This window comes from Streptomyces hebeiensis, assembly GCF_052983195.1.
Genome location: NZ_CM129812.1, coordinates 1749642 through 1776022 on the forward strand (window position 1 = coordinate 1749642; position 26381 = coordinate 1776022).

Annotated in this window: 17 protein-coding genes; 4 read left to right on the forward strand and 13 right to left on the reverse strand. The window is 72.3% G+C overall.

Going from position 1 to position 26381, the window contains the following annotated elements; genetic code table 11:
- Window positions 1–100: 100 nt before the first annotated feature.
- Window positions 101–853, reverse strand: coding sequence for an SIMPL domain-containing protein (locus tag ACU6P3_RS07530; protein ID WP_447197798.1), 753 nt, complete (start codon window positions 851–853; stop codon window positions 101–103).
- A 372-nt stretch (window positions 854–1225) separates the two neighbouring features.
- Here ACU6P3_RS07530 and ACU6P3_RS07535 point away from each other — a divergent pair, with 372 nt between their 5' ends.
- The gene (locus tag ACU6P3_RS07535; protein WP_447196443.1) at window positions 1226–3040 is read left to right on the forward strand and encodes a bifunctional metallophosphatase/5'-nucleotidase; all 1815 of its coding nucleotides are present in this window, start codon (window positions 1226–1228) and stop codon (window positions 3038–3040) included.
- A gap of 62 nt (window positions 3041–3102) precedes the next feature.
- On the opposite strand, the gene ACU6P3_RS07540 is transcribed toward ACU6P3_RS07535, so the two are convergent.
- The 4 genes from ACU6P3_RS07540 to ACU6P3_RS07555 form a co-directional block, all read right to left on the reverse strand.
- Complete coding sequence (locus ACU6P3_RS07540; protein WP_447196444.1) at window positions 3103–4512, reverse strand: lysine N(6)-hydroxylase/L-ornithine N(5)-oxygenase family protein; 1410 nt, start codon at window positions 4510–4512, stop codon at window positions 3103–3105.
- A gap of 530 nt (window positions 4513–5042) precedes the next feature.
- The gene (gene pepN, locus ACU6P3_RS07545) at window positions 5043–7622 is read right to left on the reverse strand and encodes an aminopeptidase N (RefSeq protein ID WP_447196445.1); all 2580 of its coding nucleotides are present in this window, start codon (window positions 7620–7622) and stop codon (window positions 5043–5045) included.
- 307 nt (window positions 7623–7929) lie between these two features.
- Window positions 7930–8310, reverse strand: a complete 381-nt coding sequence (locus ACU6P3_RS07550) for a chorismate mutase (RefSeq protein WP_447196446.1) — start codon at window positions 8308–8310, stop codon at window positions 7930–7932.
- The gene (locus ACU6P3_RS07555) at window positions 8297–9235 is read right to left on the reverse strand and encodes a helix-turn-helix domain-containing protein (protein WP_447196447.1); all 939 of its coding nucleotides are present in this window, start codon (window positions 9233–9235) and stop codon (window positions 8297–8299) included. Before ACU6P3_RS07555 ends, ACU6P3_RS07550 begins: the two co-directional genes overlap by 14 nt.
- 274 nt (window positions 9236–9509) lie before the next feature.
- Between ACU6P3_RS07555 and ACU6P3_RS07560 the strand changes: the two genes are divergently transcribed.
- Entirely contained in the window at window positions 9510–11351 is a 1842-nt protein-coding gene (locus ACU6P3_RS07560) for a glycoside hydrolase family 35 protein (protein ID WP_447196448.1), read from the forward strand.
- A 228-nt stretch (window positions 11352–11579) separates the two neighbouring features.
- Here ACU6P3_RS07560 and ACU6P3_RS07565 read toward each other — a convergent pair whose 3' ends face one another.
- Window positions 11580–12392, reverse strand: coding sequence for a S1 family peptidase (locus ACU6P3_RS07565; RefSeq protein ID WP_447196449.1), 813 nt, complete (start codon window positions 12390–12392; stop codon window positions 11580–11582).
- A 502-nt stretch (window positions 12393–12894) separates the two neighbouring features.
- On the opposite strand from ACU6P3_RS07565, the gene ACU6P3_RS07570 reads away from it, so the two are divergent.
- Together ACU6P3_RS07570 and ACU6P3_RS07575 are read left to right on the forward strand one after the other, a co-directional pair.
- Window positions 12895–13905: a hypothetical protein gene (locus ACU6P3_RS07570; protein ID WP_447196450.1), complete on the forward strand. Its 1011-nt coding sequence runs from the start codon at window positions 12895–12897 to the stop codon at window positions 13903–13905.
- A gap of 132 nt (window positions 13906–14037) precedes the next feature.
- Complete coding sequence (locus ACU6P3_RS07575; RefSeq protein ID WP_447196451.1) at window positions 14038–15669, forward strand: ankyrin repeat domain-containing protein; 1632 nt, start codon at window positions 14038–14040, stop codon at window positions 15667–15669.
- 104 nt (window positions 15670–15773) lie between these two features.
- On the opposite strand, the gene ACU6P3_RS07580 is transcribed toward ACU6P3_RS07575, so the two are convergent.
- The 7 genes from ACU6P3_RS07580 to gltB form a co-directional block, all read right to left on the reverse strand.
- Window positions 15774–16160, reverse strand: coding sequence for a barstar family protein (locus ACU6P3_RS07580; RefSeq protein WP_447196452.1), 387 nt, complete (start codon window positions 16158–16160; stop codon window positions 15774–15776).
- A 30-nt stretch (window positions 16161–16190) separates the two neighbouring features.
- On the reverse strand, window positions 16191–16580 hold the full coding sequence (locus ACU6P3_RS07585; RefSeq protein WP_447196453.1) for a guanyl-specific ribonuclease: 390 nt from the start codon (window positions 16578–16580) through the stop codon (window positions 16191–16193).
- A gap of 169 nt (window positions 16581–16749) precedes the next feature.
- Window positions 16750–18300: a DEAD/DEAH box helicase gene (locus tag ACU6P3_RS07590; protein WP_447196454.1), complete on the reverse strand. Its 1551-nt coding sequence runs from the start codon at window positions 18298–18300 to the stop codon at window positions 16750–16752.
- A 91-nt stretch (window positions 18301–18391) separates the two neighbouring features.
- Window positions 18392–18595: a cold-shock protein gene (locus tag ACU6P3_RS07595; RefSeq protein ID WP_015031667.1), complete on the reverse strand. Its 204-nt coding sequence runs from the start codon at window positions 18593–18595 to the stop codon at window positions 18392–18394.
- A gap of 303 nt (window positions 18596–18898) precedes the next feature.
- Complete coding sequence (locus tag ACU6P3_RS07600) at window positions 18899–19642, reverse strand: vWA domain-containing protein (RefSeq protein ID WP_447196455.1); 744 nt, start codon at window positions 19640–19642, stop codon at window positions 18899–18901.
- A 300-nt stretch (window positions 19643–19942) separates the two neighbouring features.
- Window positions 19943–21403, reverse strand: coding sequence for a glutamate synthase subunit beta (locus tag ACU6P3_RS07605; protein WP_447196456.1), 1461 nt, complete (start codon window positions 21401–21403; stop codon window positions 19943–19945).
- Entirely contained in the window at window positions 21396–25955 is a 4560-nt protein-coding gene (gltB, locus tag ACU6P3_RS07610) for a glutamate synthase large subunit (protein WP_447196457.1), read from the reverse strand. The genes ACU6P3_RS07605 and gltB overlap by 8 nt, the downstream gene beginning before the upstream one ends.
- Window positions 25956–26381: the final 426 nt, after the last annotated feature.

The window sequence follows — 26381 nt, forward strand, 5'->3', positions numbered from 1 at the left end:
CTCCACCCGGTCACCGCGGGCTGTCGGTCTCGCGGCCCAACCCAGGGGAGGGAGGCGGCGGACCGTGTCGCCGGACGGCGGCCTGGCCTCGCCGCGGACGTCATGCGCCGAGGTCGGGCGGAGTCATCGTGAAGCGCGCGTTCACCTGCGCGTAGACCGTCTGCCGCTGTGGTTCGAGGTCGAGTGCGGGCGCGGCGCCGCCTGGTTCGGCGGGACCTCCGTATCCCCTGGTGCGCAGTCCTCCGGGGGCGGGCGGGAGGCCGTATCCCTCGTTGTTCTCGGCTCCGAGGTCGGCGAGTTCGACCAGGGCGGCGAGGCGGGCGCCGAGGGCCGCGGCGTATTCGCGGGCGCGCTGGACGGCTTCCTGTACGGCTTGGCGGCGGGCTTCGCCGTGGGCCGGGGAGTCGGGGCGCAGGGCCCACCAGGGCCCGTGGACGCGGGTGAGGTCGAGGTCGGCGAGGCGGGTGGTGAGTTCGCCGAGGGCGGTGAAGTCGGTGAGTACGGCGGTGACGTGGACGGTGCCGTGGTAGGCGCGGACGCGCTCGTTCCGGCCGTGCCTGGTGAGTTCCGGGCTGATGGAGAAGGCTCCGGTCTCCAGTTTCTCGATGGCCGTTCCGTAGGACTTGACGAGGTCGAGGACGAAGGCGTTGCGCCGGGTGAGGTCGTCGAGGGCGGTGCGCCGGTCGGTGCCCCGGGCGCTGACGGTGATGCCGATCCTGGCGATTTCAGGGTCGGCTTCGAGGCGTGCGTGGCCGCGGACGGCGACCCTGGGCGCGTCGGGGGTGCCGTAGGGGAGGTACGGGGAGGTGCTCGTCGTCGTGTGTGTCGTCGCGGGCGTCCCGTCCAGCGGCATGCCGGCGGTCGGTCCCGTGGTCTCGTCGGTGGTCACGGGCGGCTCCCTCGTTCGGGGTCGGTGTGACGGTCGCTTTCGCGGACGTCCGTGTGTTCTGTGCGGGTTCCACTCTCGCACCCGGGTCGGACAGTCCGGTCCGGGGCGATCCGGCCCGGCCCCGGTCCGGCCCCGGTCCTGTCGGGTCCGGTCCTGTTGGGTCCGGTCCATGGCCTTCGCCTCGTACCGGAGCCTCGTACCGGCGTCGCGGCAGCCGGCCCGCCCCCGGCGTCCGTGTCACCTGATCGAAACCGGGCAAGGGTGTTGCCGTCCCCCGTGCCTGCGCCAGAATCTACGCGCGTTGTGCATCGACATGAGGACTTGAGGAGCTAAGAGATGCCGCTGAACCGTAGGACGTTCCTGGGGAGTACGGCTGTGGCCGGTGCCGGCGCGGCGCTGGCCGGGGGGATGGCCGCGCCGGTCCAGGCCGCCACCGCCGAGGGCATCGGCGCCGGCCGGGGGCGTCCGGACAAGCGGTACGCGTTCACCGTCATGGGGACGACCGATCTGCACGGCAACGTCTTCAACTGGGACTACTTCACGGACGAGGAGTTCGACGACGCGGCGCACAACGACGTCGGTCTGGCGAAGATCTCCACGCTGGTGGAGCGGATCCGGCGCGAGAAGGGCCGGCACAACACACTCCTGATCGACGCCGGGGACACGATCCAGGGCACCCCGCTGTCGTACTACTACGCCAAGGTGGACCCGATCACCGCGCGGAGGGGGCCGGTGCATCCGATGGCGCGTGCGATGAACGCGATCGGTTATGACGCGGCGGCACTCGGCAATCACGAGTTCAACTACGGCATTCCGTTGCTGCGGAAGTTCGAGGAGCAGTGTGATTTCCCGCTGCTCGGCGCGAACGCGCTGGACGCGAAGACGCTGCGGCCCGCGTTCGCGCCGTACGTCATCAAGAAGCTGCGGACGCCGTTCGGCCGGGAGGTGCGGGTGGCGGTTCTGGGGCTGACGAACCCGGGGATCGCGGTCTGGGACAAGGCGAACGTGCAGGGGAGGATGACGTTCCCGGGGCTCGAGGAGCAGGCGGCGCGGTGGGTGCCGAAGCTGCGGTCCATGGGCGCGGACGTGGTGTTCGTGGCGGCGCACTCGGGCACGAGCGGCACGTCTTCGTACGGTGACCAGATCCCGCACGTGGAGAACGCGGCGGCGCTGGTCGCGGAGCGGGTGCCCGGCATCGACGCGATCCTCGTGGGGCACGCGCATGCGGAGGTGGCGGAGCGCCGGGTGGTCAACAAGGAGTCGGGCAGGGAGGTCGTGCTGTCCGAGCCGCTGAAGTGGGGGCAGCGGCTGACGGTGTTCGATGTGGAGCTGGTGTGGGAGCGGGGCCGCTGGTCGGTGGAGTCGCTGGGCTCGCGGGTGCTGAACTCCAACACGGTGGAGGAAGACCGGAAGGTCACGCGGCTGCTCGCGGAGGAGCACCGCGAGGTGGTGGCGTATGTGAACCAGGTGATCGGGACGTCCACGGCGGCGATGTCCACGGCGGACGCGCCGTGGCGGGACGAGCCCGTCATCGATCTGATCAACCATGTGCAGACGGAGACGGTGAAGGCCGCGCTGGCGGGCGGCGAGTGGGCGGCGCTGCCGGTGCTGTCTCAGGCGTCGTGCTTCTCGCGCACGGCGGGGGTGCCGGCCGGCGAGGTGACGATCAGGGATGCGGCGGCGCTGTATCCGTTCGAGAACACCCTGGAGGCACGGCTGCTGACGGGGGCCCAGATCGCCGCGTATCTGGAGTTCTCCGCGCGCTACTACGTGAGGACGGCGGCGGGTGCGCCGGTGGACACGGCGAAGCTGACGAACGCGGACGGCATTCCGGACTACAACTACGACGCGGTGTCGGGTCTGACGTACGAGATCGACATCGCCCGGCCGGCCGGGTCGCGGATCGTGAATCTGCGGTTCGAGGGCAAGGAGGTGGATCCGGCGGCGAGGTTCGTGCTGGCGGTGAACAACTACCGGGCGAGCGGCGGGGGCAACTTCCCGCATGTGGCCGCGGCTCAGCAGGTGTGGGCCAACTCCGAGGAGATCCGCAACACGATCATCGCGTGGGTGCGGGAGGCGGGCTCGGTGGATCCCGGGACGTTCGCCTCGGTGGACTGGAAGCTGACGCGGGAGGGTACGCCGGTGTTCTGACCGTCCGCCGAGGTGACCGGGGCCGGGCGGTTTCCCGTTCCGGCCGTCGGCCGTTTCCCGGGTCAGCGTGCTTCCGTGAGCGGGACCATGCCCCTCGGTGTGGGCATCGAGGGGTTCCTGGTCCGCCCGTCCAGTCCGAAGCTGGTGAAGGCGGTGCGCCGGGGAAGGGCGTAGGGCTCCTTGCCGGTGAGGTGGTTGAGGATAGTGGCGCTGCGCCAGGCCGCGAGTCCGAGGTCGGGGGCGCCCACGCCGTGGCTGTGCCGTTCGGCGTTCTGTACGTAGACGGAGCCGGTGACGCTCTCGTCGAGCATGATCCGGTAGTGCTCGTCGACGCGGGGGCGTTCCGCGTGGTCGCGGCGCATGTACGGGTCGAGTCCGGCGAGGATCCGGTCGAGCGAACGCTCGCGGTAGCCGGTGGCGAGGACGACGGCGTCGGTGGTGAGGCGGGTGCGGGCGGCCTGCTGGGCGTGTTCCAGGTGGAGTTCGACGCGCGTGACGGCGACGCGTCCGGCGGTGCGGACGGAGACTCCGGGGGTGAGGACGGCGTCGGGCCAGCCGCCGTGGAGGGACCGCCGGTAGAGCTCGTCGTGGATGGCGGTGAGGGTCGTGTTGTCGATGCCCTTGTGGAGCTGCCACTGGCGGGGCACGAGGCCGTCCCGCACCTGCTGGGGCAGGGCGCGGAAGTATTGCGCGTAGTCGGGGGTGAAGTGTTCGAGGCCGAGCTTGGAGTACTCCATGGGCGCGAAGGCCTCGGTACGGGCCAGCCAGTGGATCCGCTCCGCTCCGACGGGCCTGGCCCGCAGCAGGTCGAGGAAGATCTCGGCACCGGACTGTCCCGATCCGATGACGGTGATGTGCCCGGCCCTGAGCAGCCGGTCGCGGTGTTCGAGGTAGTCGCCGGAGTGGATGACGGGTGCGGCGGGCGTGGCGACGAGGGGCTTGAGCGGGTCGGGGACGTAGGGCTCGGTACCGATGCCGAGGACGACGTTACGGGTGTAGACGCGGCCGAGGGCGTCGGCTTCTCCTTCGGGGTCGAGCCGGGTGAAGTCGACCTCGAAGAGGCCGTGCTCGGGGTTCCAGCGGACGGCGTCGGCCTGGTGCCCGAAGTGGAGTCCGGGGAGTTTCCGGCTGACCCAGCGGCAGTACGCGTCGTATTCGGCGCGCTGGATGTGGAAGCGCTCGGAGAAGTAGAAGGGGAAGAGCCGGTCGCGGGCCTTGAGGTAGTTGAGGAAGGTCCAGGGGCTGGCGGGGTCGGCGAGGGTGACGAGGTCGGCGAGGAACGGCACCTGGAGGGTGGTGCCGTCGATGAGCAGTCCGGGGTGCCAGCTGAAGGCGTTGTTCCGGTCGTAGAAGGCGCAGTCGATACCGTCGTGGAGGCCGTCGGCGAGGGCGGCGAGGGAGAGGTTGAACGGACCGATGCCGATGCCCACCAGGTCGTGGGGCCGGTCGACGTCTGTGGGGTGGACGGTCATCGGCGGGGCTGCCTTCCGCGAGATGGGGTCAGTGCTGCCGGCGTGTCGCGCGTCGTGCGGCCCCGGGGGCCGAGGGGCGGGGCCGGTGGGTGAGTCGGGGGGCGGTTGTCCGTACCGGTACAACGACCCGACGCGGTCGGCGGTACGGCCGCGGGGTGAAGGACGCGTGAAAATGGGCCACTTGGCCGTGTCGGCGCCTGGCGGAGGGGGCTGTGTGGGGTACCGCGCGCGGCGGGACGGCGGGTCCGGTACCGGCCGTAGGGGGCGTAGACGTGTGCGGATCGCCCGGGAGCGTGCGTTCACGCCCGGCGCGCCTGGGTCTGCGCCGTCGCGTGACTGTGAGCCGCGTGCACGCCGGTGCGTGCTGCCGGGTTCACGGCGGACTCACCGACGGGCGGCCCGTACTGTGCCCGACGCAGACGGGTACGGGCACGTGTACGGCACGTGTACCGGTACGTGTACGGATACGGTCGCGGGGCGGCCGGCGTCAGGCGCCCGGTGTCAGGCGCCCCGCCGTCATGCGTCCCGCGTCAGGCGGCGGCCGTCCGTACCCGCAGCGCGCGGCTGAGGTCGTCCAGCTGGTCCGCGAGCTTGCGGCGCAGCGCCGGGATCATCTCCGTACCGTCGAGGCATTCCCGCCCGAGGCGCAGCGAGGCGTCGTCGACGGCGTGCACCGGGAAGGCGTGGCGGCCGGCGGCCTCGGCGATGGCGGGGCCGCGCCGGTCGGCCAGGGCCACGGCGGCAGGGTAGAAGCGGGGCACGTACTCCTTGACGAGGTCGGCCTGTTCGGGCTGCCAGAAGCCTTGGGCGGTGGCGGTGAACAGGTAGTTGGACAGGTCGTCGGAGTCGAACATGCGGGCCCACGCGCGGGCCTTGGCGTCCGCGTCGGGCAGGGCGGCGCGGCAGTGCGCGGCGCCTTCCTGGCCGGTGGCGCTGGGGTCGCGGGCCAGTTCCGCGTCGATGGTGGCGTCGTCGAGCGCGCCGAGGGCGGCGAGGCGGGTGAGGACGCGCCAGCGCAGTTCGGGGTCGAGTTCGGGGCCGCCGGGGACGCTGCCGGTGTCGAGCCATTCCTGGATGGCGTCGGGCTGCGTGGCGGCGTCGATGAAGTGGCGCACGGCGGTCAGCCGCAGCCCGGGGTGGTTGCCGTCCTCGGTGCGGCGGATCAGGTCGCGGCAGAGGGAGGTGAGGGTGGCGAGCGCGGCCGGCCGGTGGTCGGGGCGGAGGTAGCGGTCGGTGATCTGGCCGGCGGCGAAGGCGAGGACACCCTGGACGACGGCGAGGTCGGTCTCGTGCGGCAGGTGGGTGCGGGCGGCGTCCAGGTAAGTGGTGGGGGCGAGGTCGCCGTCGCGGACCATGTCACGGGCGGCGTTCCAGACGACCGCGCGGGTGAGGGGGCCGGGGATGCCGGACAGGGCGCGGAGTGCGGTGTCCCAGGACGGGCCGTCGAGGCGGACCTTGGCGTAGGTGAGGTCGTCGTCGTTGAGGACGACGAGGGCGGGGCGGCGGCCGGCGCCCTCGAGGGTGCCGCCGGCGGTCACCGGGGCGTCGGCGGTCGCGTTGCCGGTCGCGTCGGCGATCGCATCATCAACGGCCTCGGCGGTCGAGTCGCCGGTCGCGGGCAGGTCGAGTTCGAACCTCTCGCGCGGGACGAGCCGCCCGGAGTCGACGACGTCGAGGTCATACGTCCCCACGGCGACGCGGTGCGGCCTGCTGCCGTCCCGTACGACGTCCAGCGACCACCGGGTGCCGCCGTCGGTGACGCGGGGGGTGAGGGTGTCGACGCCGGTGGTGCGCAGCCAGCGGCCGGCCCAGGCGTGAACGTCGCGGTCGGTGGCCCTGGCGAGGGAGTCGACGAAGTCGGCGAGGGTGGCGTTGCCGAACTTGTGCCGGGCGAAGTGGATGTTGATGCCGGCGAGGAAGTCCTTCTCCCCGAGCCAGGTGACGAGCTGGCGGAGGGCGGAGGCGCCCTTGGCGTAGGAGATGCCGTCGAAGTTGAGCATCGCGGACGCGGTGTCGGGGACGGCGGCCGGGTCGGGGGCGACGGGGTGGGTGGACGGGCGCTGGTCGGCGTCGTAGCCCCACGCCTTGCGGCCGATGCCGAAGTCGACCCAGGTGTCGGTGAAGCGGGTGGCCTCGGTGAGGATCTGGTAGCCCATGTACTCGGCGAAGGACTCGTTGAGCCAGATGTCGTCCCACCAGGTGAGGGTGACGAGGTCACCGAACCACATGTGGGCCATCTCGTGCGCGATGGTGACGGCGCGGGTCTGCCGTTCGGTGTCGGTGACGGCGGAGCGGTAGACGTACTCGTCGCGGAAGGTGACGAGTCCCGGGTTCTCCATGGCGCCCGCGTTGAACTCGGGGACGAACGCCTGGTCGTAGGAGTCGAAGGGGTACGGCTCCTCGAACTTCTCGTGGTAGCGGTCGTAGCAGGCTCGGGTGATGCCGAGGATCTCGTCGGCGTCGGCGTCGAGATGGGGCGCGAGGGAGCGCCGGCAGTGGATGCCGAAGGGCAGCCCGGCGTGCTCGGTGCGGATGGAGTGCCAGGGGCCGGCGGCGACCGCGACGAGGTACGTGGAGATGAGGGGCGTGGGCGCGAGGGTCCAGCTCCGTGCGCCGGTCTGCCGGGCCGTGCCGTTGCCGAGGACGGTCCAGCCGTCGGGCGCGGTGACGCCGATCTCGAAGACGGATTTGAGGTCGGGCTGGTCGAACGCGGCGAAGACGCGCTGGACGTCCTCCATGAACATCTGGGTGTAGACGTAGGTTTCACCGTCGGCGGGGTCGGTGAAGCGGTGCATGCCCTCGCCGGTACGGGAGTAGCGCATGTCGGCCTCGACACGGAGTTCGTGCTCGCCCGCGTCGAGTCCGGTGAGCGGGAACCGGTTCTCGGTGAGCGCGGCGGGGTCGAGGGCCCGTCCGTCGAGTATGACGGAGCGCAGTACGGCGGGCTTGAGCTCGACGAAGGTGTTCCCGGCGGACCGTGTCGTGAAGTTGATGACGGCACGGGAGTCGAAGGTGTCGTCGCCGGTGGTCAGGTCGAGGGCGATCGAGTACCGGTGGACTTCGAGGAACTGGGCACGGGCCTGCGCTTCGTCGCGCGTCAGTACGGACATGGAGCCATGCTGCCTCATGGGCCCTGGGGTACGCAGTCGGGTTCTGCCAGTCGGCACCCGGGTCCACGGCCCGGCTGCGCCGGGGTCCGCCGCCGGCCGGCGCCGGGGGCCGGTCCCGGTCGTTCGTCCCGGCCCCCGCCGGCGTGCGACCGGGCCCTGTCGGCGTGCGACCGGGCCCTGTCGGCGTGCGACCGGGTCCTGTCGGCGTGCGACCGGCCCGTCGCCCGGGTCCCGCCGGCGTGCGCGCCGGCGTGCGCCGGTCAGCGCCCCGTGCCGTCCGTCCGCCAGTGCCCCGGCCCGCCCGAGGTCAGCGCCCCGTGCCGTTCGCCGTCCCGTCCGCCGTACCCCTCCCCGCCCCCTTCGCCGTGCCGTTCCTCGTCTCGTCCGCGATCGTCTCGTGGTGGCGGATCACCTCCGCCACGATGAAGTTGAGCAGCTTCTCCGCGAAGGCGGGGTCGAGTCTGGCGCTCTCCGCGAGCTGCCTGAGCCGGGCGATCTGGCGGGTCTCGCGGGCCGGGTCGGCCGGGGGGAGGTGGTGTATGGCCTTGAGCCGGCCGACCTGCTGGGTGCATTTGAAGCGTTCCGCGAGCATGTGGACGACGGCCGCGTCGATGTTGTCGATGCTTTCGCGCAGGCGTTCCAGTTCGGCGCGTACGGAGTCGTCGGGGCCGGGCTCACTCGTGGTCATGGTGCGGCAGCTTAGACGGGGCGGGTCGGGGCGGCGGCGGGTGCTCAGGATGCGGGACGTCGCCCCCGGCCGCGCCGCCGGTGCCGGTCCCCGCGACCCCGCCGGGGGCCGCCCGTGCCTGCTGCGCCCGGAAGCGGACGGGCGGCATGCCCACCCGGCGCGCGAACAGCCGGGAGAAATAGGCCGGGTCGTCGTACCCGACGCGGCGGGCGACCGCCGCGACCGGCAGTTCCGTCGCCGCCAGCAGTTCCTTCGCCCGGCCCAGCCGGATGCTCAGCAGGTAGTCCTTGGGGCTGCGCCCGGCGGCCCGCCGTACCACCGTCCGCAGGGCGGCCGGTGTCATCCCGTGCCGGGCCGCGTGCTCCGCCACCGACATCGGCCGGCAGGCGTCGCGCGCCAGCGCGTTCAGCACCGGATCGCCCTCCGCGTCGGTGTCGGCGCGGGACCTGCGCAGGACGACGAGCAGTTCGTGCACGGCCGCGCCCGTCTCCACCTCCAGCAGTGGATTGCCGCGCCGGGCGGCGCCCGCGATACGGGCCACGACGGCCCGCGCGCCGGCCGCGTCGGAGAGCGGGACGACGGGCCGGTCCGGCTCGATGTAGCCGAGTTCGGTGTACGTGGCGGTGGCGGGGCCCGCGAAGTCGACGAAGCTCTCGTCCCAGCCGGTGCGCGGATCGGGGCCGTAGTGATGGGTGACCCCGGGGGTGAGCCAGAGCAGCGCCGGGGCGTTGACGGTGGTGCGCCGTCCGTCGGCCGTACGGAACCAGCCGCCGCCCGCGCTGATGACCACGGCCACATGGTGGTCGAGGGTGCGCGGGCCGACGGTCGGCAGGCAGCCGTGCTGGAGTCCGACGCCGAGGCAGACGAGGCCGAGCCGGTGGTGGGCCGGGCCGGGGGTGAGGTACCGCATCCAGGTGTCGTACATACACGTCCTCCGTCCCCGCCCCGAAGGCTGCCCGCCCGTGGTGACCGCTCGTGGTGCCCGCCCGTGGTCTCTCGCGCGGCGTCCGGTCCGCGCAGAATCCAAACAGAGCCGATCTTTGTCCATGGACCGTCTTCCCGCCAGGGGGAAGGCTGGAGGGCGCCACGGCGCACCGCGCGGTGCGCGGGACGAAGGGCGTCACTGATGTCGCGGACGCCACGCGACGTCACGGACGTCACGGACGGGGACCGACGGGACCGACGGGAGCGCGAAGACGGTGACTGACTTCACGGTGGGGGACAAGGATTTTCTGCTCGACGGCCGGCCGGTCCGGCTGTTGTCGGGCGCGTTGCACTACTTCCGGGTGCATGAGGCGCAGTGGGACCACCGGCTCGCGATGCTGCGCGCCATGGGGCTCAATTGTGTGGAGACCTACGTGCCGTGGAACCTGCACGAGCCGGGCCCCGGCCGGTTCCACGACGTGGACGCGCTCGGCCGGTTCCTGGACGCGGCGCACGAGGCCGGCCTGTGGGCGATCGTGCGGCCCGGCCCGTACATCTGCGCCGAGTGGGAGAACGGCGGGCTGCCCCATTGGCTGACCGGCCCCTTGGGGGCGCGGGTACGGACCGGGGACCCGGAGTTCCTGGCTCCGGTGGAGCGCTGGTTCCGCGAGCTGCTGCCCCAGGTGGTGGCGCGCCAGTGCGACCGGGGCGGCGGCGCCCCCGGCGAGCGCGGCGGCCCGGTGATCATGGTGCAGATCGAGAACGAGTACGGCAGTTACGGCTCCGACCAGGGGTATCTGCGCCGGCTCACCGAGCTGGTACGGGAGTGCGGGGTCACGGTCCCGCTGTTCACCTCGGACGGCCCCGAGGACCACATGATCAGCGGCGGGTCCGTGCCCGGACTGCTCGCGACGGTCAACTTCGACAGGCACGCGCGGGACGCCTTCGACGTGTTGCGCCGGCACCGGCCGACGGGTCCGCTGATGTGCATGGAGTTCTGGTGCGGATGGTTCGAACACTGGGGTGGTGAGCGCGAGGCACGGGATCCGGCGGAGGCGGCGGACGCGCTCCGCGAGGTCCTGGAATCGGGTGCGTCGGTCAACATCTACATGGCGCACGGCGGTACGAGCTTCGGCGGCTGGGCGGGTGCCAACCGCGCCGGTGAACTGAGGCTCGGTGCGCTGGAGCCGGACGTCACCTCGTACGACTACGACGCGCCGATCGACGAGGCGGGCCGGCCGACGGAGAAGTTCCGGCTGTTCCGGGAGGTGCTGGCGCGGTACGCGGACGAGCGGGACGGCCCGCTGCCTCCGGTTCCCGGCGCGCCGCCCGCGCTGGCCGCTCCCGTGGAGGCGGCGATCACGGAGTGGGCCCCGCTGGACGATGTCGTGAACACGCTGGGCGGGCCCGAGACGGAGAGCGTGGCGCCACCGTCGTTCGAGGACCTGGATGTCGACCGGGGGCTGGTGCGCCATCGGCTGCGCGTCCCGGGCCCGCGCCGGCCCGGTCCGCTCACGCTGCTGGGGCTGCGCGACCGGGCGGTGGTGTACGTGGACGGCGTGCGCGCGGCCTCACCGGCCGGCGTGCGCGCGGGCGGGCGGGCCCGGGCCGAGGACGATGTGTCCCTGCCGGACGGGGTGGCCGGTCCGGCGGACGTGGAGATCTGGGTGGAGTCGCTGGGCCGGGTCAACTACGGGCCGCGCCTGGGCGAGCTCAAGGGCGTCACGGGCGGTGTGCTGCACGAGGGACAGTTCCTGCACGGCGTACGGTCCCGCGGTCTGCGGCTCGACGCCCTCGACGACGCGGAGGCGGTGGGCCGGGTCCCGTACAAGCCGCTGCCGGCGGGGCTGCCGGTCGGCGAGCCGCTGACGGACCGTGGGCTGTACCGGGGGCGGTTCACGGTGCGGGGCGCGGGTGACGCCTCGCTCACCCTGCCCGCGTGGACCCGGGGCTTCGTGTGGGTGAACGGTTTCTGCCTGGGCCGCTACTGGTCGGTGGGGCCGCAGCGGTCGTTGCGGGTGCCGGGGCCCGTGTTGCGCGAGGGCGACGGGAACGAGCTGTGGGTGCTGGAGCTGGACGGCGCGGGCGAGGCGCGCGGGCGCCTCACGCCCGCGTAGGAGGGCGGTACGCCTGACACGGTGTGGGGTGCGGGGCCGAGGGGCCCCGCACCCCACACGTTCACGACGTTCACGCCTCTGCGAGCCCGCGCCTCGGCGGCTTCGCGCCTCCGTGACTCCGCGCCTCGCCGGGTGCGGCGGTGTGCGCGTGGGTCGCGGCCCTCGCGTCGGAGCGTGGCGTTCCTGCCGGAACGTTCATGCTGGGAACGTCCGGGCCAGGCGCCCGCGTCAGAGCGTGGCCGCGGCCGAGGCGATCTGCGAGGCGAAGGTCGAGACCTCGGTGTAGACGCCCGGATAGTTGGGCCGGGCGCAGCCGTTGCCCCAGCTCACGATGCCGACCTGGATGTACTCACCGGCGTTGTCCTTGCGGAACATGGGGCCGCCCGAGTCGCCCTGGCAGGTGTCGGTGCCGCCCGACGCGTAGCCTGCGCAGATCTCCTCCGCGGCTATGATGTCGCCGCCGTAGCTCGCGTTGCAGCTCGCGTCGGAGACGAACGGGACGGATGCCTTGAGCAGGTAGCGCTGCTGGGCGCCGCCCTCGGTGGCCGCTCCCCAGCCGGCGACGGTGAAGGTGCCGCTGTTGTACGCCGTGGTGGTGGCGATCTTCAGGGTCGGCAGGTTGATCGGCTGGGCGAGCTTGATCAGCGCCCAGTCCTTGCCCGCGCCGTTGTAGCCGGGGGCCTGGAGCACCTTGGTGGACCTGACCTTGATCGCGCTGGAGCTCTGGAGGTCGACGACACCCGCGGTGGCCGTGATGCTGGTGTTGTTGCCGGAGCCGCTGACGCAGTGCGCGGCGGTCAGGACGACCGTCGGGGAGTAGAGCGCTCCGCCACAGCCCATCGAGAGCCGGACCATGAAGGGGAATTCGCCCTGCGCGGCGCGGGTGCCGCCGACGACGGGCGGCGCGACCGGCGCGGCGGAGGAGGTGGCCTTGCCGTCCGGGGCGGGGGCGGCGGAGGCGGTGGTCGGCTGGAGGCTGACGGCGGCGAGGACGACGGCACCGGCGGCGGCACATCTCTTGAGGACGCCCAGAATGCTCAAGGGTCTGCCTTTCGTGGGGGAAGCTCGACGGAGGGGGGTTGCGCTGCTCGGTTGACGAGGCCCGGACGGATCCCGCGCAGGGTGTCATGGGCCCGACAAAAAGCTGATCCGGATTATCCGGAGAAGATCAGCAGAGTCACAAGAACAGACTTTCAGCCACCCGAAGGACGCATCCGCCAGCCATGGTCCGCTCATCGGACGGTTCTTCCGGGCTGTCACGCGGCCGCCCCGACACGCTCCGCCGAGGCTCCCGACGACCCCCGTATGGTGGGCGACGGTGCGCGCCCGGCCGCCGTCGCGGGACGGACGGGGGGAGAACGAGCCGCCGTTACGGAGGGGGCGAGGACGTGAGCGGGGACGCCGGCGGGAACGTGGGCACGGACAGGAACTCGGGCACGGGCGCGGAAGGGCGCACGGACACGGGCCGACGGGCCCGCACGGGCATGGGCAGGCACACGGGCACGGGCACGCGTATGAGCCCGCACCCGGAGGGGGCGGGGACGTGACGAACGGCGGGGACGTCGTCCACGGCTATCCGCACCTCGACACCGTCCGCTCCGCGATCACCGCGCTCTACCGGCGGCTCTCCCCCGACGGCATCCGCTCGTACGCGCCCAGCGTGGCCCCGGCCGATGTCGCCTTCTCCGACGCGGACGACCTCCACCTGGGCACCCAGCGCGTGGCCCACGCCCTGGTCCAGCAACTCCGGCTGCCGGACGCGCGCGTGATCGTGAGCTTCCACGAGATGCGGCACGCGGCCCATGTGGAACTGACCGCGGGGCCCGAGTACTTCATCGAGCTCAACAACCGCTTCCGCACCCACCGCAGGGACATCGGCGCCGCCCTCGCCCACGAGATCACCCATGTCCTGCTGCACCGGCTGGGGCTGTCCTTCCCGGGCACGCGCGACAACGAGATCCTCACCGACACCGCGACGACCTACCTGGGCGCGGGCTGGCTGCTGCTCGACGCCTTCCGCCAGGACCGCGACTCCAGCCAGAAGCTCGGCTATCTGACGCCCGAGGAGTTCGGTTACGTCCTCGCCAAGCGCGCGCTGGTCTTCGACGAGGACCCGAGGATCTGGTTCACCAGCCCGCAGGGCTACACGTCGTACACGAAAGGCCGGACCCGTGCCCTGCACGACGAACAGCAGCCGCCGCTGACCACGGCCGGCCGGGCGGGCCGGCACCGCTACGCCAGGGACCGCCGGCACGCGCTCGACCAGCCCGGCCGGCCGGCCGCGGGAGAGGCTCCGGCCCGCCCGGGCGCGCGGGAGACCGTGTGGGGGCCGGCACGCGATCTGGCCCGGGACATGACACGGGATGCGACGCGAGGCGTGGGCCGGGACGCCGGGCGGGACGCGGCGCCGCCCTACGCGTTCGAGCGGCTGCCGGACGGGCTGCGCGTCTCGTTCCCGTGCCCGACGTGCCATCAGCGCATCCGGGTCGCGGTGCGGGGGCGGGTACGGGTCCGGTGCGGACTGTGCGGGACGGTCCTGGACTGCGACACGTGACGACCGCGCACCCGGCCGTCCGCGGCGCGTCCGGCACGCGCACCCCCACCGGGCGTCCCCGCGGGCGCCTCCTCCGATCGCCCCCCTCGGACGCCTCCGCCGGACGTCGGCGGGGATACGTAGGCTCGACGCATGCACAACGAGCCGACACCGGGGACCGGGGAACTGTTCGAGGCGGTGTACGGGGGTGACAAGGACGCCGTCGTACGTCTGCTCCGCGCCGGGGTTCCCGTCGAGGCGGCCGACGCGGAGGGCCGGACCGCGCTCTACCTGGCGGCGGTCAGCGACGAGGCCGGACTGGTACGGCTGCTCCTGGCGGCCGGCGCCGACCCCGGCCGGCCGAGCGGTCCCGACGGCGGGGACCTGCCGCTGTGCGGAGCGGCCTGCGGCGGGCACACCGAGGTCGTACGGGCCCTGCTCGCGGCCGGCGCCCGGCCCGACGGCCGGGAGGAGTTCGGTTTCACCGCCGTTTCCTGGGCCGTCGTCCAGGGTTTCGCGGACACGCTGGAGACGCTGCTGGAGTACGGCGCCGATCCCGCCCTGCCGGGCCCGAACGGTGAGGCCCCGCTGCTGCTCGCCGCCCGCCGGGGCTCCACACCGTGCGTACGGGTCCTGCTGCGGTACGGCGCCGGCTCGGCCGAGGGCGCGCGGGAGGCGGCACTCGCGGAGGCGCTGCGCTGGACGGAGCTCGACGTGGAACGGGAGCTGCGGGCCGGGCTGCTGGACGCGTACGGCGACGGCTACGAGACGGTGGTGCGCCGGGTCGAGAAGGAGGACACGGAGACCGTCGTCGTGGAGCTGCTGCGGGGCGACGTGACCCTCGCGGGACGCGAGCAGGACACCGGGCACGCGGCCGTCGCGACGATCCTGGAGGCCGAGCTGGGCATCCCGACCGCGTTCGAGGCACTGGCGGCGCGGGCACTGGCCTGCGGAGACCCGGGCCGCGACGACTGGCGCGAGCCGGTGGAGGTGCTCTCGCGGCGCGGGGACGAGGAGACCTACCGCGCGGCGGCCGCCTGGTGCGCGAGCGAGGAACCGCTGCGGCAGACGTTCGCGGTGGAGGTGCTGGGGCGGCTGGGCCCGGGCCGGGACGGGGGAACGAACGGTCCGGGCGCACCGGCCGGGGAACGGGCCGCGCCGGACTCGGCGGGCGCGTCGAGCGCACCGGAAACGGAGGACGGGACGGGCGGGACGCCGGGCCGGGCCGGTGCGGGGAATCCGTTCACGGCACGGGTGGTGCCGCTGCTGCGGGAGTTGTCCCGCCGGGCCGTGGAGCCGGAGCTGGTCCGCGCGGTGGTGGCGGGCCTGGGCCGGCACGGCGATCCCGCCTCGCTGCCGGAGATCCTGCGGCACCGCGCCCATCCGGACCCGGACGTCCGGCGCGCGGTCGCGCTGGCGCTGACCGGGCCGCTGCCGGGTGAGGACCGGGAGGCGGTGCGCGCGCTGACCGTACTGAGCAGGGACGCGGACGGGTCGGTACGGGACCGGGCGGTCCTGGCGCTGGCGGAGGTGGCCGCGGACACGTACGAGATCCGCGAGGCGCTGGCGGCCCGGCTCAACGATCCGGACCCGGACACGGCCGCCGAGGCCGCCGGGGGCCTGGCGGCCCGGCGGGATCCACGGGCGGTGGAGGCGCTGGCCCGGATCCTCGCGGACGAGGACCCGGACGGCACCGCGCGGCGGACGGCGCTGGCCGCCGTACGGCACGTACCGGACGGACCTGAGCGCCGGCGGCTGGAGCGGACGCCGCCGAGGCGCCGTTGACGGGAAGGACCGTGGTCCGCCCGTGACGGGAAGGGCCGGCGGCCTGCCCGTGCCGGAAGGGGCCATGGCCCCGCCCGTGACCGGACCTGCCGGGCCCCGCCCGGTCAGAGCAGCCTGAGCACCCCGGGGGCCTTGTCCTCGATGAGCGCGACGAGTTCGTCGAAGACGGTGGGGCCCCGGCCGGCCCGTACCTCCTCCAGCCGGGCCCGGATGGCCGGCCGGTTGGTGGGGTGCGCGCGCTCCAGCCGCCGCTGGAGCACGCGCACGGTCTCGTCGCGGCCGAGCGCGCGCCGGGAGAGTTCGTGCCGGCGCCACTCGATGACGAAGTCGCCGTCGTCGGGCGTGCCGTAGCCGCCGCACAGGCAGTCGGCGAGCGCGTCGAGGTTGCTCCCGAAGTATCCGCCGGGCCCGTTCACCGCCTCGCCGATCACCTGCCAGAAGCGGTCCAGCCCGGTGACCTCCGCCCCGTCGATCACAAATGTCACCGTCATGGGACGGAGGCTACCTTCCGGTCGGTGCGGTCAGCAGCTGTACTTGACGAGCGAGAAGGACGCGTAGTGGTCCGAGGTGTAGTAGTCCTCGTTCGTCTTGTTGCCCGTCACGATGCGGCGGGCGCCACGGGTCGAGGAGCCGGGGGTCTTCACGGTGTACTCGTGGTAGTAGCCGGTGGACTGGCTGGGCAGGATGCCTTCCCGGTTCTGGAAGACGCCACCGTCCTGGGGGTACGGGAACGGCCCGCCGGCGTCGATCAGGTCGAGCGTGTCGTGGGCCTGGGACGGCAGGTTGGAGTAGCAGATGCTGCCGACCGCGCTGGGGGCCGCGGTGGCGGTGGCGGAGACTCCGCCGACCAGGAGCGTGGACACGAGCGCGGCGACACCACCGAGGGTGGCGAAACGTGGGGGAATTCGCATGCGTTCATGATGACGCGCGTAGACGTGTACACGTCAATGCCGGTCCCGTAAATTTTCAACCGGGCTCCGGAGCGGGCCTGGTCCCCCGCGCCGACGCGGTCGGCACAGGGAACCGGGCCCGTGCCAGCGGGCCCGGCCAGGCCCGCTGGCACAGTCCTCTGACCGGGCGTCAGGCCGCGGTGCGGCGCCCGCCCTCCGCGCCCCGGCCTCCGCGCCCCCGGCGCCGACGGCCACCGCGGCTGCCACGAGCGCCGCGGGAGCTCCCGCTCGCGCCGTCACCGGCCTCACCGTTCGCCGAGCCCGCCGGCCGCGACGGGCGGGTGCGCTTCTGCGGGGCGGGCGGCTGCGGCACCTCGATGGTGACGGGCACACCGGAGGGCTCCCGCGCCCCGGTGAGCCGCGTCAGTTCGTCGTCCGTCGACGTCACGCGGGCGGACTTGGGCGCGATGCCCGCGTCCGACATCAGCCGGCTGATCTCGCGCCGCTGCTCGGGCAGCACCAGCGTGACCACGCTGCCGGACTCCCCCGCCCTGGCGGTGCGCCCGCCGCGGTGCAGATAGTCCTTGTGGTCCATGGGCGGGTCCACGTTCACGACCAGGTCGAGATCGTCCACGTGGATGCCCCGGGCCGCCACGTTCGTCGCGACCAACGCGGTGACCTGGCCGTTCTTGAACTGGTCGAGCGTCCTGTTGCGCTGCGGCTGGGAACGCCCGCCGTGCAGGCCCGCCGCCCGTACGCCGCTCGCCAGCAGCCGCTTGACCAGCCGGTCCACCGAGCGCTTGGTGTCCAGGAAGAGCAGCACCCGGCCGTCGCGGGCCGCGATCCGGCGGGTGACCTCCTTCTTGTCCGTCTCGTCCAGGAGGTACAGCACGTGGTGCTCCATCGTCGTGACCGCTCCCTGGGACGGATCGACGGAGTGGACCACGGGATCGTGCAGGTACTCCCGCACGAGTCGGTCGATGTTGCGGTCCAGGGTCGCCGAGAACAGCATCCGCTGCCCGTCCGGCTCGACCTGCTTGAGCAACGCCGTGACCTGTGGCATGAAGCCCATGTCGGCCATCTGGTCCGCCTCGTCCAGCACCGTGACGGACACCTGGTCGAGCCGGCAGTCGCCACGGTCGATGAGGTCCTTGAGACGGCCGGGCGTCGCGACGAGCACGTCGCTGCCACGCCGCAGCGCGGCGGCCTGCTTGCCGATGGAGAGCCCGCCCACGACGGTGGTCAGCCGCAGGCCGACGGCGGTCGCGTACGGCGTCAGCGCGTCGGTCACCTGCTGCGCCAGCTCGCGCGTGGGCACCAGCACCAGCGCCAGGGGCGCGTGCGGCTGGGCACGCCGGCCCGCCGTGCGCGCGAGGAGCGCCAGGCCGAAGGCGAGGGTCTTGCCGGATCCGGTGCGGCCCCGGCCGAGGATGTCGCGGCCCGCGAGGGAGTTCGGGAGGGTCGCGCCCTGGATCGGGAACGGCTCGGTCACTCCCTGCTCGGCCAGCGCCTTCAGCAGCCCTTCGGCCATGTCCAGCTCGTCGAACGCGGTGACGGCGGGCAAGGCGGGGGTGAGCGTCTCGGGCAGCGCGAACTCCTGCGGGCGCGCCGGCACGGCACGGCGGGCGGACGCTTTCGTGCCGCCCTTCGCGCCTCCCTTCGCGGCTCCCCTGGCGCGAGGGGTCGCCGGACGCTTGCCGGCGGGGCGGGCAGGGCGGTCCTGCCGTTCGGATCGAGTCATGCGGGGCCTCCCTGGGCCTGTGGACAGCGCGAGCCGGGGCCCGCACCACGCAGGTGCGGGCCCCGGCTGCGGGGTACTACACGTCCCGAAATCAGGCCGGGAGGATGTTCTCCGCCTGCGGGCCCTTCTGGCCCTGGGTGACGTCGAACGTGACCTTCTGGCCCTCCTGGAGCTCGCGGAAGCCCGAGGTGGCGATGTTCGAGTAGTGGGCGAAGACGTCGGGGCCGCCGCCCTCCTGCTCGATGAAGCCGAAGCCCTTTTCCGAGTTGAACCACTTCACGGTGCCGTTAGCCATGTCATTCTCCTGAAACAGGTAGCAGAGCCGGAAATCCGCACCTCACGGATTCCTCGTCGCCGCGTTGAGCCCCATCCGGAGAAGCCGGCGCAAACAATAATGCGCCTGACGAACATGTTCCGTCAGGCGCACATAAAGTTCATGGGTACCAAAACTGCAACGCGCCCACCCTAACACGGCCCGCCCCGAGAGGGACGGCCCGCACTGAATCCACCCGTCCGCGCGGGGCGCGCCGTCGTCGTTCCCGCGCCGCAGAGTACGCACCGGCCCGGTTTCGCGGAGCGGAACCGGCTCGGCGCCGCGTCACCGTACGATGCCCAGGGCGCGCGCCTCCCGCAGCCAGTGGGGGAATTCGGCGACCAGCCGGTCGTACAGCTCCGCGTCGCTCATCCGGCGGGGATCCTGGCCCGCGTGGAAGAAGCCCGCGTTGTCGACGGGGCGTTTCCGGGGGACCGCCAGGTCGTCCAGTTCGCGCAGGAAGTCGAACTGGCGGCTCGCCGGGTCCCCGAAGCCGATGAACTGCCAGAACAGCGGCAGCCTGGCCGCCTTGCAGAGGTGGCGTTCGGCGGCGGGCTTGCTGATCGGGCCGCCGTCCGTCTGGAAGACCACCAGCGCCGGGGCCGTGGAGCCGCTGTCCAGGTAGTGGTCGATCACCGCGTCCATGCCCAGGTGGTAGCTGGTCCTGCCCATGTGGCCGAGACCGGCGACGATCTCGTCGATGCGGCCCCGGTGGTCGGCGAGGGAGATGTCGCTCTCGGCGTCGATGTCGGTCGAGAAGAACACGACCGGGACGATGCCGTCGTCGTCGAGGTTCGCGGCGAGGCCGAGCACGCGGTCGGCGAGCGCCTGGACCGTGCCGTCCCGGTAGTACTCCCGCATGGAGCCCGAGTAGTCCAGGACCAGGTAGACAGCGGCGCGTTGACCGCTCAGTCCGTATCTCGCCAGGGAGACACCGGCGCTCTTGTAGAGGCTGACGAGCGCGGGCGCGGTCTCCTCCACCTTCCGCAGGCTGACGGCCGGGCCGGCGGGCGGGGGCACGGTGACCACTCTCGGTCCCCTTCTGATCAGCCCGGAAGCGAGCAGGCGAGCGCGCGAGCGGGCAAGCGTACGGGCGGGCGACTGGAACCGTGATTATTCCACCGCCACCACACGCGCGACGGCGCCTGCCGTCGGTCCGGTCGGGGACTGGGGGCAGGCGCCGCTTTTCTCGCGGAGGCCCGGGAGACGCTCCCCGGGCCGACACCGCCCGTACGCCGTTGTACGGGAGTCTGCGATGTTCTCAGTTGTCTCGCGCCGCGGATCGGCGCGGCCTTCGCGGGACCGGTAGGCGTCCCGTGCGCAAGGGTCTCAGACCGTCAGCGCCCGGTCCGTCGGCCTGATCGGCGCCGGCAGGTCGCTCGCCCCGCTCAGGTACCGGTCCACGCCCCGCGCCGCCGAGCGGCCCTCGGCGATCGCCCAGACGATCAGGGACTGGCCGCGCCCCGCGTCACCCGCGACGTACACCCCGGGCACGTTGGTCGCGAAGTCCGCGTCCCGCGCGACGTTGCCGCGCTCGTCCAGCTCCAGGCCGAGCTGCTCGACCAGGCCGTTGGACCGGTCGGTGCCCGTGAAGCCCATGGCGAGCGTGACCAGCTGGGCCGGGAGCACCCGCTCGGTGCCCGTCTTCTGCTCCAGCTTGCCGTCCTTGAACTCGACCTCGATCATGTGCAGCGACTGGACGTTGCCGTCCTCGTCGCCTTCGAAGTGGGTGGTGGAGACGGAGTAGAGCCGCTCGCCGCCCTCCTCGTGCGCGGAGGTGACCTTGTAGAGCATGGGGAACGTCGGCCAGGGCTGGTGCGGGGCCCGCTCCTCGCCCGGCTTCGGCATGATCTCCAGCTGGGTGACGGAGGCGGCGCCCTGGCGGTGTGCCGTACCCACGCAGTCGGCGCCGGTGTCGCCACCGCCGATGACCACGACGTGCTTGCCCTCGGCGCTGATCGGGGAGACCGTCAGGTCGCCCTCGCGCACCTTGTTGGACAGGGGCAGGTACTCCATCGCGAAGTGGACGCCCTTCAGCTCCCGCCCCGGTACGGGCAGGTCGCGCGAGACGGTGGCGCCGGCCGCGACGACGACCGCGTCGTACCGCTTGCGCAGCTTCGCCGCGTCGATGTCCCGGCCGATCTCCGTCTCCGTACGGAACTTGGTGCCCTCCGCGCGCATCTGCTCGATACGGCGGTTGATGTGCGCCTTCTCCATCTTGAACTCGGGGATGCCGTACCGCAGCAGGCCGCCGATGCGGTCGGCCCGCTCGTAGACCACGACGGTGTGACCGGCCCGCGTGAGCTGCTGGGCGGCCGCCAGGCCGGCCGGGCCCGAGCCGATGACGGCGACGGTCTTGCCGGACAGGCGCTCGGGGGGCTGCGGGGTGACGTCGCCGCTGTCCCACGCCTTGTCGATGATCGAGACCTCGACGTTCTTGATCGTGACGGCGGGCTGGTTGATGGACAGCACGCACGCGGACTCGCACGGCGCCGGGCACAGCCGCCCGGTGAACTCCGGGAAGTTGTTGGTGGCGTGCAGCCGCTCGCTCGCCGCGGTCCAGTCCTCGCGGTAGGCGTAGTCGTTCCACTCGGGGATCAGGTTCCCCAGCGGACAGCCGTTGTGACAGAACGGGATGCCGCAGTCCATGCAGCGTCCGGCCTGCTTGCTGATGATCGGGAGCAGCGAGCCCGGAACGTAGACCTCGTTCCAGTCCTTGACGCGCTCCTCGACCGGGCGGGTCCTGGCGACTTCGCGCCCGGTGGTGAGGAAGCCCTTCGGGTCAGCCATTGGTCGCCGCCTCCATCATCTTCTCCGTGGTCTCGGTCTCCGAGAGACCGGCCAGCTCGGCGGCGTCCTTGGCGGCGAGCACTGCCTTGTACGTGGTGGGGATGATCCTGCTGAACCGCTCCACCGCGGTGTCCCACTCGGCGAGGAGCTTGTCCGCGACGGTGGAACCGGTCTCCTCGTGGTGGCGGCGCACCACGTCGTGCAGCCACCGCTTGTCGGTGTCGTCGAGGGGTTCGACGGCGGACAGGTTGCCGGCGTTGACGTTGTCCGGGTCGAGGTCGATGACGTACGCGATGCCGCCGGACATGCCGGCCGCGAAGTTGCGTCCCGTCTCGCCGAGGACGACGGCGTGGCCGCCGGTCATGTACTCGCAGCCGTGGTCGCCGACGCCTTCGGAGACGACCGTGGCTCCGGAGTTGCGGACGCAGAAGCGCTCGCCGGTGCGGCCGCGCAGGAACAGCTCGCCGCCGGTCGCGCCGTAGGCGATGGTGTTGCCCGCGATGGTCGAGTACTCCGCGAGGTGGTCGGCGCCCCGGTCGGGGCGGACCACGATCCGGCCACCGGACAGGCCCTTGCCGACGTAGTCGTTGGCGTCGCCCTCCAGGCGCAGGGTCACGCCGCGCGGCAGGAACGCGCCGAAGGACTGGCCGGCCGAGCCGGTGAAGGTGATGTCGATGGTGTCGTCGGGCAGGCCGGCGCCGCCGAACTTCCTGGTCACCCGGTTGCCGAGCATGGTGCCGACGGTCCGGTTGATGTTCCGTATGGCGATCTGGGCGCGTACGGGCTGGGCGGCCTCGGCGCTGTCGGCTCCGAGGGCGTCGGCGGCGAGCCTGATCAGCTCGTTGTCGAGGGCCTTCGCCAGTCCGTGGTCCTGCTCGACCGCCTGGTGGCGGACGGCTCCCTCGGGCAGCTGGGGTACGTGGAAGAGGGGCGCGAGGTCGAGCCCCTGGGCCTTCCAGTGGTTCACGGCCCGCTCGGTGTCGAGCAGTTCGGCGTGGCCGACGGCCTCGTCGAGGGAGCGGAAGCCGAGTTCGGCGAGCAGTTCGCGGACCTCTTCGGCGATGAACTCGAAGAAGTTGACGATGTACTCGGCCTTGCCGGAGAACCGCTCGCGCAACACCGGGTTCTGGGTGGCGATGCCGACCGGGCAGGTGTCCAGGTGGCAGACGCGCATCATGACGCAGCCGGAGACGACGAGCGGCGCGGTCGCGAAGCCGAACTCCTCGGCGCCGAGGAGCGCGGCGATGACGACATCGCGGCCGGTCTTGAGCTGGCCGTCGGTCTGCACGACGATCCGGTCGCGCAACCCGTTGAGCAGCAGCGTCTGCTGGGTCTCGGCGAGGCCGAGCTCCCAGGGGCCGCCCGCGTGCTTGAGGCTGGTGAGCGGCGAGGCGCCCGTACCGCCGTCGTGGCCGGAGATCAGGACCACGTCGGCGTGGGCCTTGGACACACCGGCGGCGACGGTGCCGACACCGACCTCGGAGACCAGCTTCACGTGGATGCGGGCCTGCGGGTTGGCGTTCTTGAGGTCGTGGATCAGCTGGGCGAGATCCTCGATGGAGTAGATGTCGTGGTGCGGCGGCGGGGAGATCAGCCCGACCCCGGGGGTGGAGTGCCGGGTCTTGGCGACCCACGGGTAGACCTTGTGGCCGGGCAGCTGGCCACCCTCGCCGGGCTTGGCGCCCTGCGCCATCTTGATCTGGATGTCGTCCGCGTTGACCAGGTACTCGCTGGTGACGCCGAAGCGGCCGGAGGCGACCTGCTTGATGGCGGAGCGGCGGGCCGGGTCGTAGAGCCGCTCCGCGTCCTCACCGCCCTCGCCGGTGTTGGACTTGCCGCCGAGCTGGTTCATGGCGATGGCGAGCGTCTCGTGCGCCTCGCTGGAGATCGAGCCGTACGACATGGCGCCGGTGGAGAAGCGCTTGACGATCTCGGAGGCCGGCTCGACCTCGTCCAGCGGGACGGGCGCGCGGTCCGAGGTGACGTTGAACAGGCCGCGCAGCGTCATCAGCCGCTCGGACTGCTCGTTCACGCGCTCGGTGTACTTCTTGAAGATGTCGTAGCGGCGCGAGCGGGTGGCGTGCTGGAGCCGGAAGACGGTCTCGGGGTCGAACAGGTGCGGCTCGCCCTCGCGCCGCCACTGGTACTCGCCGCCGATCTCCAGCTTGCGGTGGCTCGCGGAGATGCCGGAGGCGGGGTAGCCCTTGGCGTGCCGGGCGGCGACCTCCTGGGCGACGATGTCGAGCCCGGCGCCGCCGATCTTGGTGGCGGTGCCGTTGAAGTACTTGTCGACGAAAGCCTGGTCCAGGCCGACGGCCTCGAAGACCTGCGCGCCCCGGTAGGAGGCGACGGTGGAGATGCCCATCTTGGACATGACCTTCAGCACGCCCTTGCCGAGCGCGTGGATCAGGTTGCGGATGGCCTGCTCGGGCTCCAGGCCCTCGATGAACGTGCCGGCGCGGACGAGGTCCTCGACGGACTCCATGGCGAGGTACGGGTTGACGGCGGCGGCGCCGTAGCCGATCAGCAGCGCGACGTGGTGCACCTCGCGTACGTCACCGGCCTCGACCAGCAGTCCCACCTGGGTGCGCTGCTTGGTGCGGATGAGGTGGTGGTGGACGGCCGCGGTGAGCAGCAGGGAGGGGATCGGGGCCTGCTCGGCGTCGGAGTGCCGGTCGGAGAGCACGATGATCCGGGCGCCGCCGTCGATGGCGGCGTCGGTCTCGGCGCAGATCTCCTCGATGCGGGCGGCGAGCGCCTCGCCGCCGCCGGATACCCGGTAGAGGCCGGAGAGCGTGGCGGCCTTCATGCCGGGCATGTCGCCGTCGGCGTTGATGTGGACGAGCTTGGCCAGTTCGTCGTTGTCGATGACGGGGAAGGGCAGGGTGACGCTGCGGCAGGACGCGGCGGTCGGCTCCAGCAGGTTGCCCTGCGGGCCGAGCGAGGAGCGCAGCGAGGTGACCAGCTCTTCCCGGATGGCGTCCAGCGGCGGGTTGGTGACCTGCGCGAACAGCTGGGTGAAGTAGTCGAAGAGCAGCCGGGGCCGGGCGGAGAGCGCGGCGATCGGCGAGTCGGTGCCCATGGAGCCGATGGGTTCGGCGCCGGTCCGTGCCATCGGCGCGAGCAGGACGCGCAGTTCCTCCTCGGTGTAGCCGAAGGTCTGCTGGCGGCGGGTGACCGAGGCGTGCGTGTGCACGATGTGCTCGCGCTCGGGCAGGTCCTCCAGCTCGATCTCGCCGGACTCCAGCCACTCCTGGTAGGGGTGTTCGGCGGCCAGGGACGCCTTGATCTCGTCGTCCTCGATGATGCGGTGCTCGGCGGTGTCCACGAGGAACATCCGGCCGGGCTGGAGGCGGCCCTTGCGGACGACCTTGGCGGGGTCGATGTCGAGGACGCCGACCTCGGAGGAGAGGACGACGAGTCCCTCGTCGGTGACCCAGTAGCGGCCGGGGCGCAGGCCGTTGCGGTCGAGGACCGCGCCGACCTGGGTGCCGTCGGTGAAGGTGACGCACGCCGGGCCGTCCCAGGGCTCCATCATCGTGGCGTGGTACTGGTAGAACGCACGCCGGGCCGGGTCCATGGAGTCGTGGTTCTCCCACGCCTCGGGGACCATCATCAGCACCGAGTGCGGCAGCGACCGGCCGCCGAGGTGGAGCAGTTCCAGGACCTCGTCGAAGGAGGCGGAGTCGGAGGCGCCGGGCGTACAGAGGGGGAAGATCCGCTCCAGCCTGTCCGCGCCGAAGAGCTCCGAGGCGAGCTGGGACTCGCGGGCGCGCATCCAGTTGCGGTTGCCCTGAACGGTGTTGATCTCGCCGTTGTGCGCGACGAAGCGGTACGGGTGGGCGAGCGGCCAGCTCGGGAAGGTGTTGGTGGAGAACCGGGAGTGGACCAGGGCGACGGCCGTCGCGAAGCGGCGGTCGGACAGGTCGGGGAAGAACGGCTCCAGCTGACCGGTGGTGAGCATGCCCTTGTAGACGAGGGTCCGGGCGGAGAGGGAGGGGAAGTACACCCCGGCCTCCCGCTCGGCGCGCTTGCGCAGCACGAACGCCTTGCGGTCGAGGGCGATGCCCGTGCTCGTGCCGTCCGCGACGAACAGCTGGCGGAAGACGGGCATGGTGGCCCGGGCGGTGGCGCCGAGCAGCTGCGGGGCTACGGGGACCTCGCGCCAGCCGAGGACGTCCAGGCCCTCCTCGACCGCGATCGTCTCGATGCGTGAGACGGCCTCGGTCGGGTCGGAGGCCGGCAGGAAGCCGGTGCCGACGGCGTACGCGCCGGCCTCGGGAAGGGCGAACCCGGCGACCTCGCGCAGGAACGCGTCGGGCACCTGGAGCAGGATTCCGGCGCCGTCGCCGGAGTCGGGCTCGGACCCGGTGGCGCCGCGGTGTTCGAGATTGCGCAGTACGGTCAGCGCCTGCTCCACCAGCACGTGGCTGGCAACACCGGTGAGGGTGGCCACGAACCCGACGCCGCACGCGTCGTGTTCGTTACGGGGGTCGTACATCCCCTGGGGGGCGGGGCGACCGTCCATGGGCGACCAGGCGTCGGAACGCATCGGCTCTCCCGTCGTCGTCGTGGCATATGCGATAAACCGAGGGACGACGTTGGCCCTCCAAGAAATTTCACGCAGGTTACATGATGGAAAGCTGCTCGAAAAGCGGATAGCTCAGTCCAGCATGCGGACACCGCGGTGGCGGTGAACTGGGGGGCGCAGACGGACTGACCGTCATTCGTCGTCCGGTCGGCAGCGGGGGTGGCGCGGAGCGGGCTTCGTTGCCCGCAGCGCCTTCGGCTCATGCCCGGCGATTGCGGATTCGAAACCGCCGGGTAACAGGAAGATGTGGCGCCAGACATAAGTGTCGCACCCCGGCGGTCGAAACGCGCCGGGACGTATGTCACAGGGTGGGCGCTTCGCCCGGTGACCGCAAGGCTTGACACGGGCACGGACCGGGCCTCGCGGGTTTCGCCAGGTCCTGGGCGC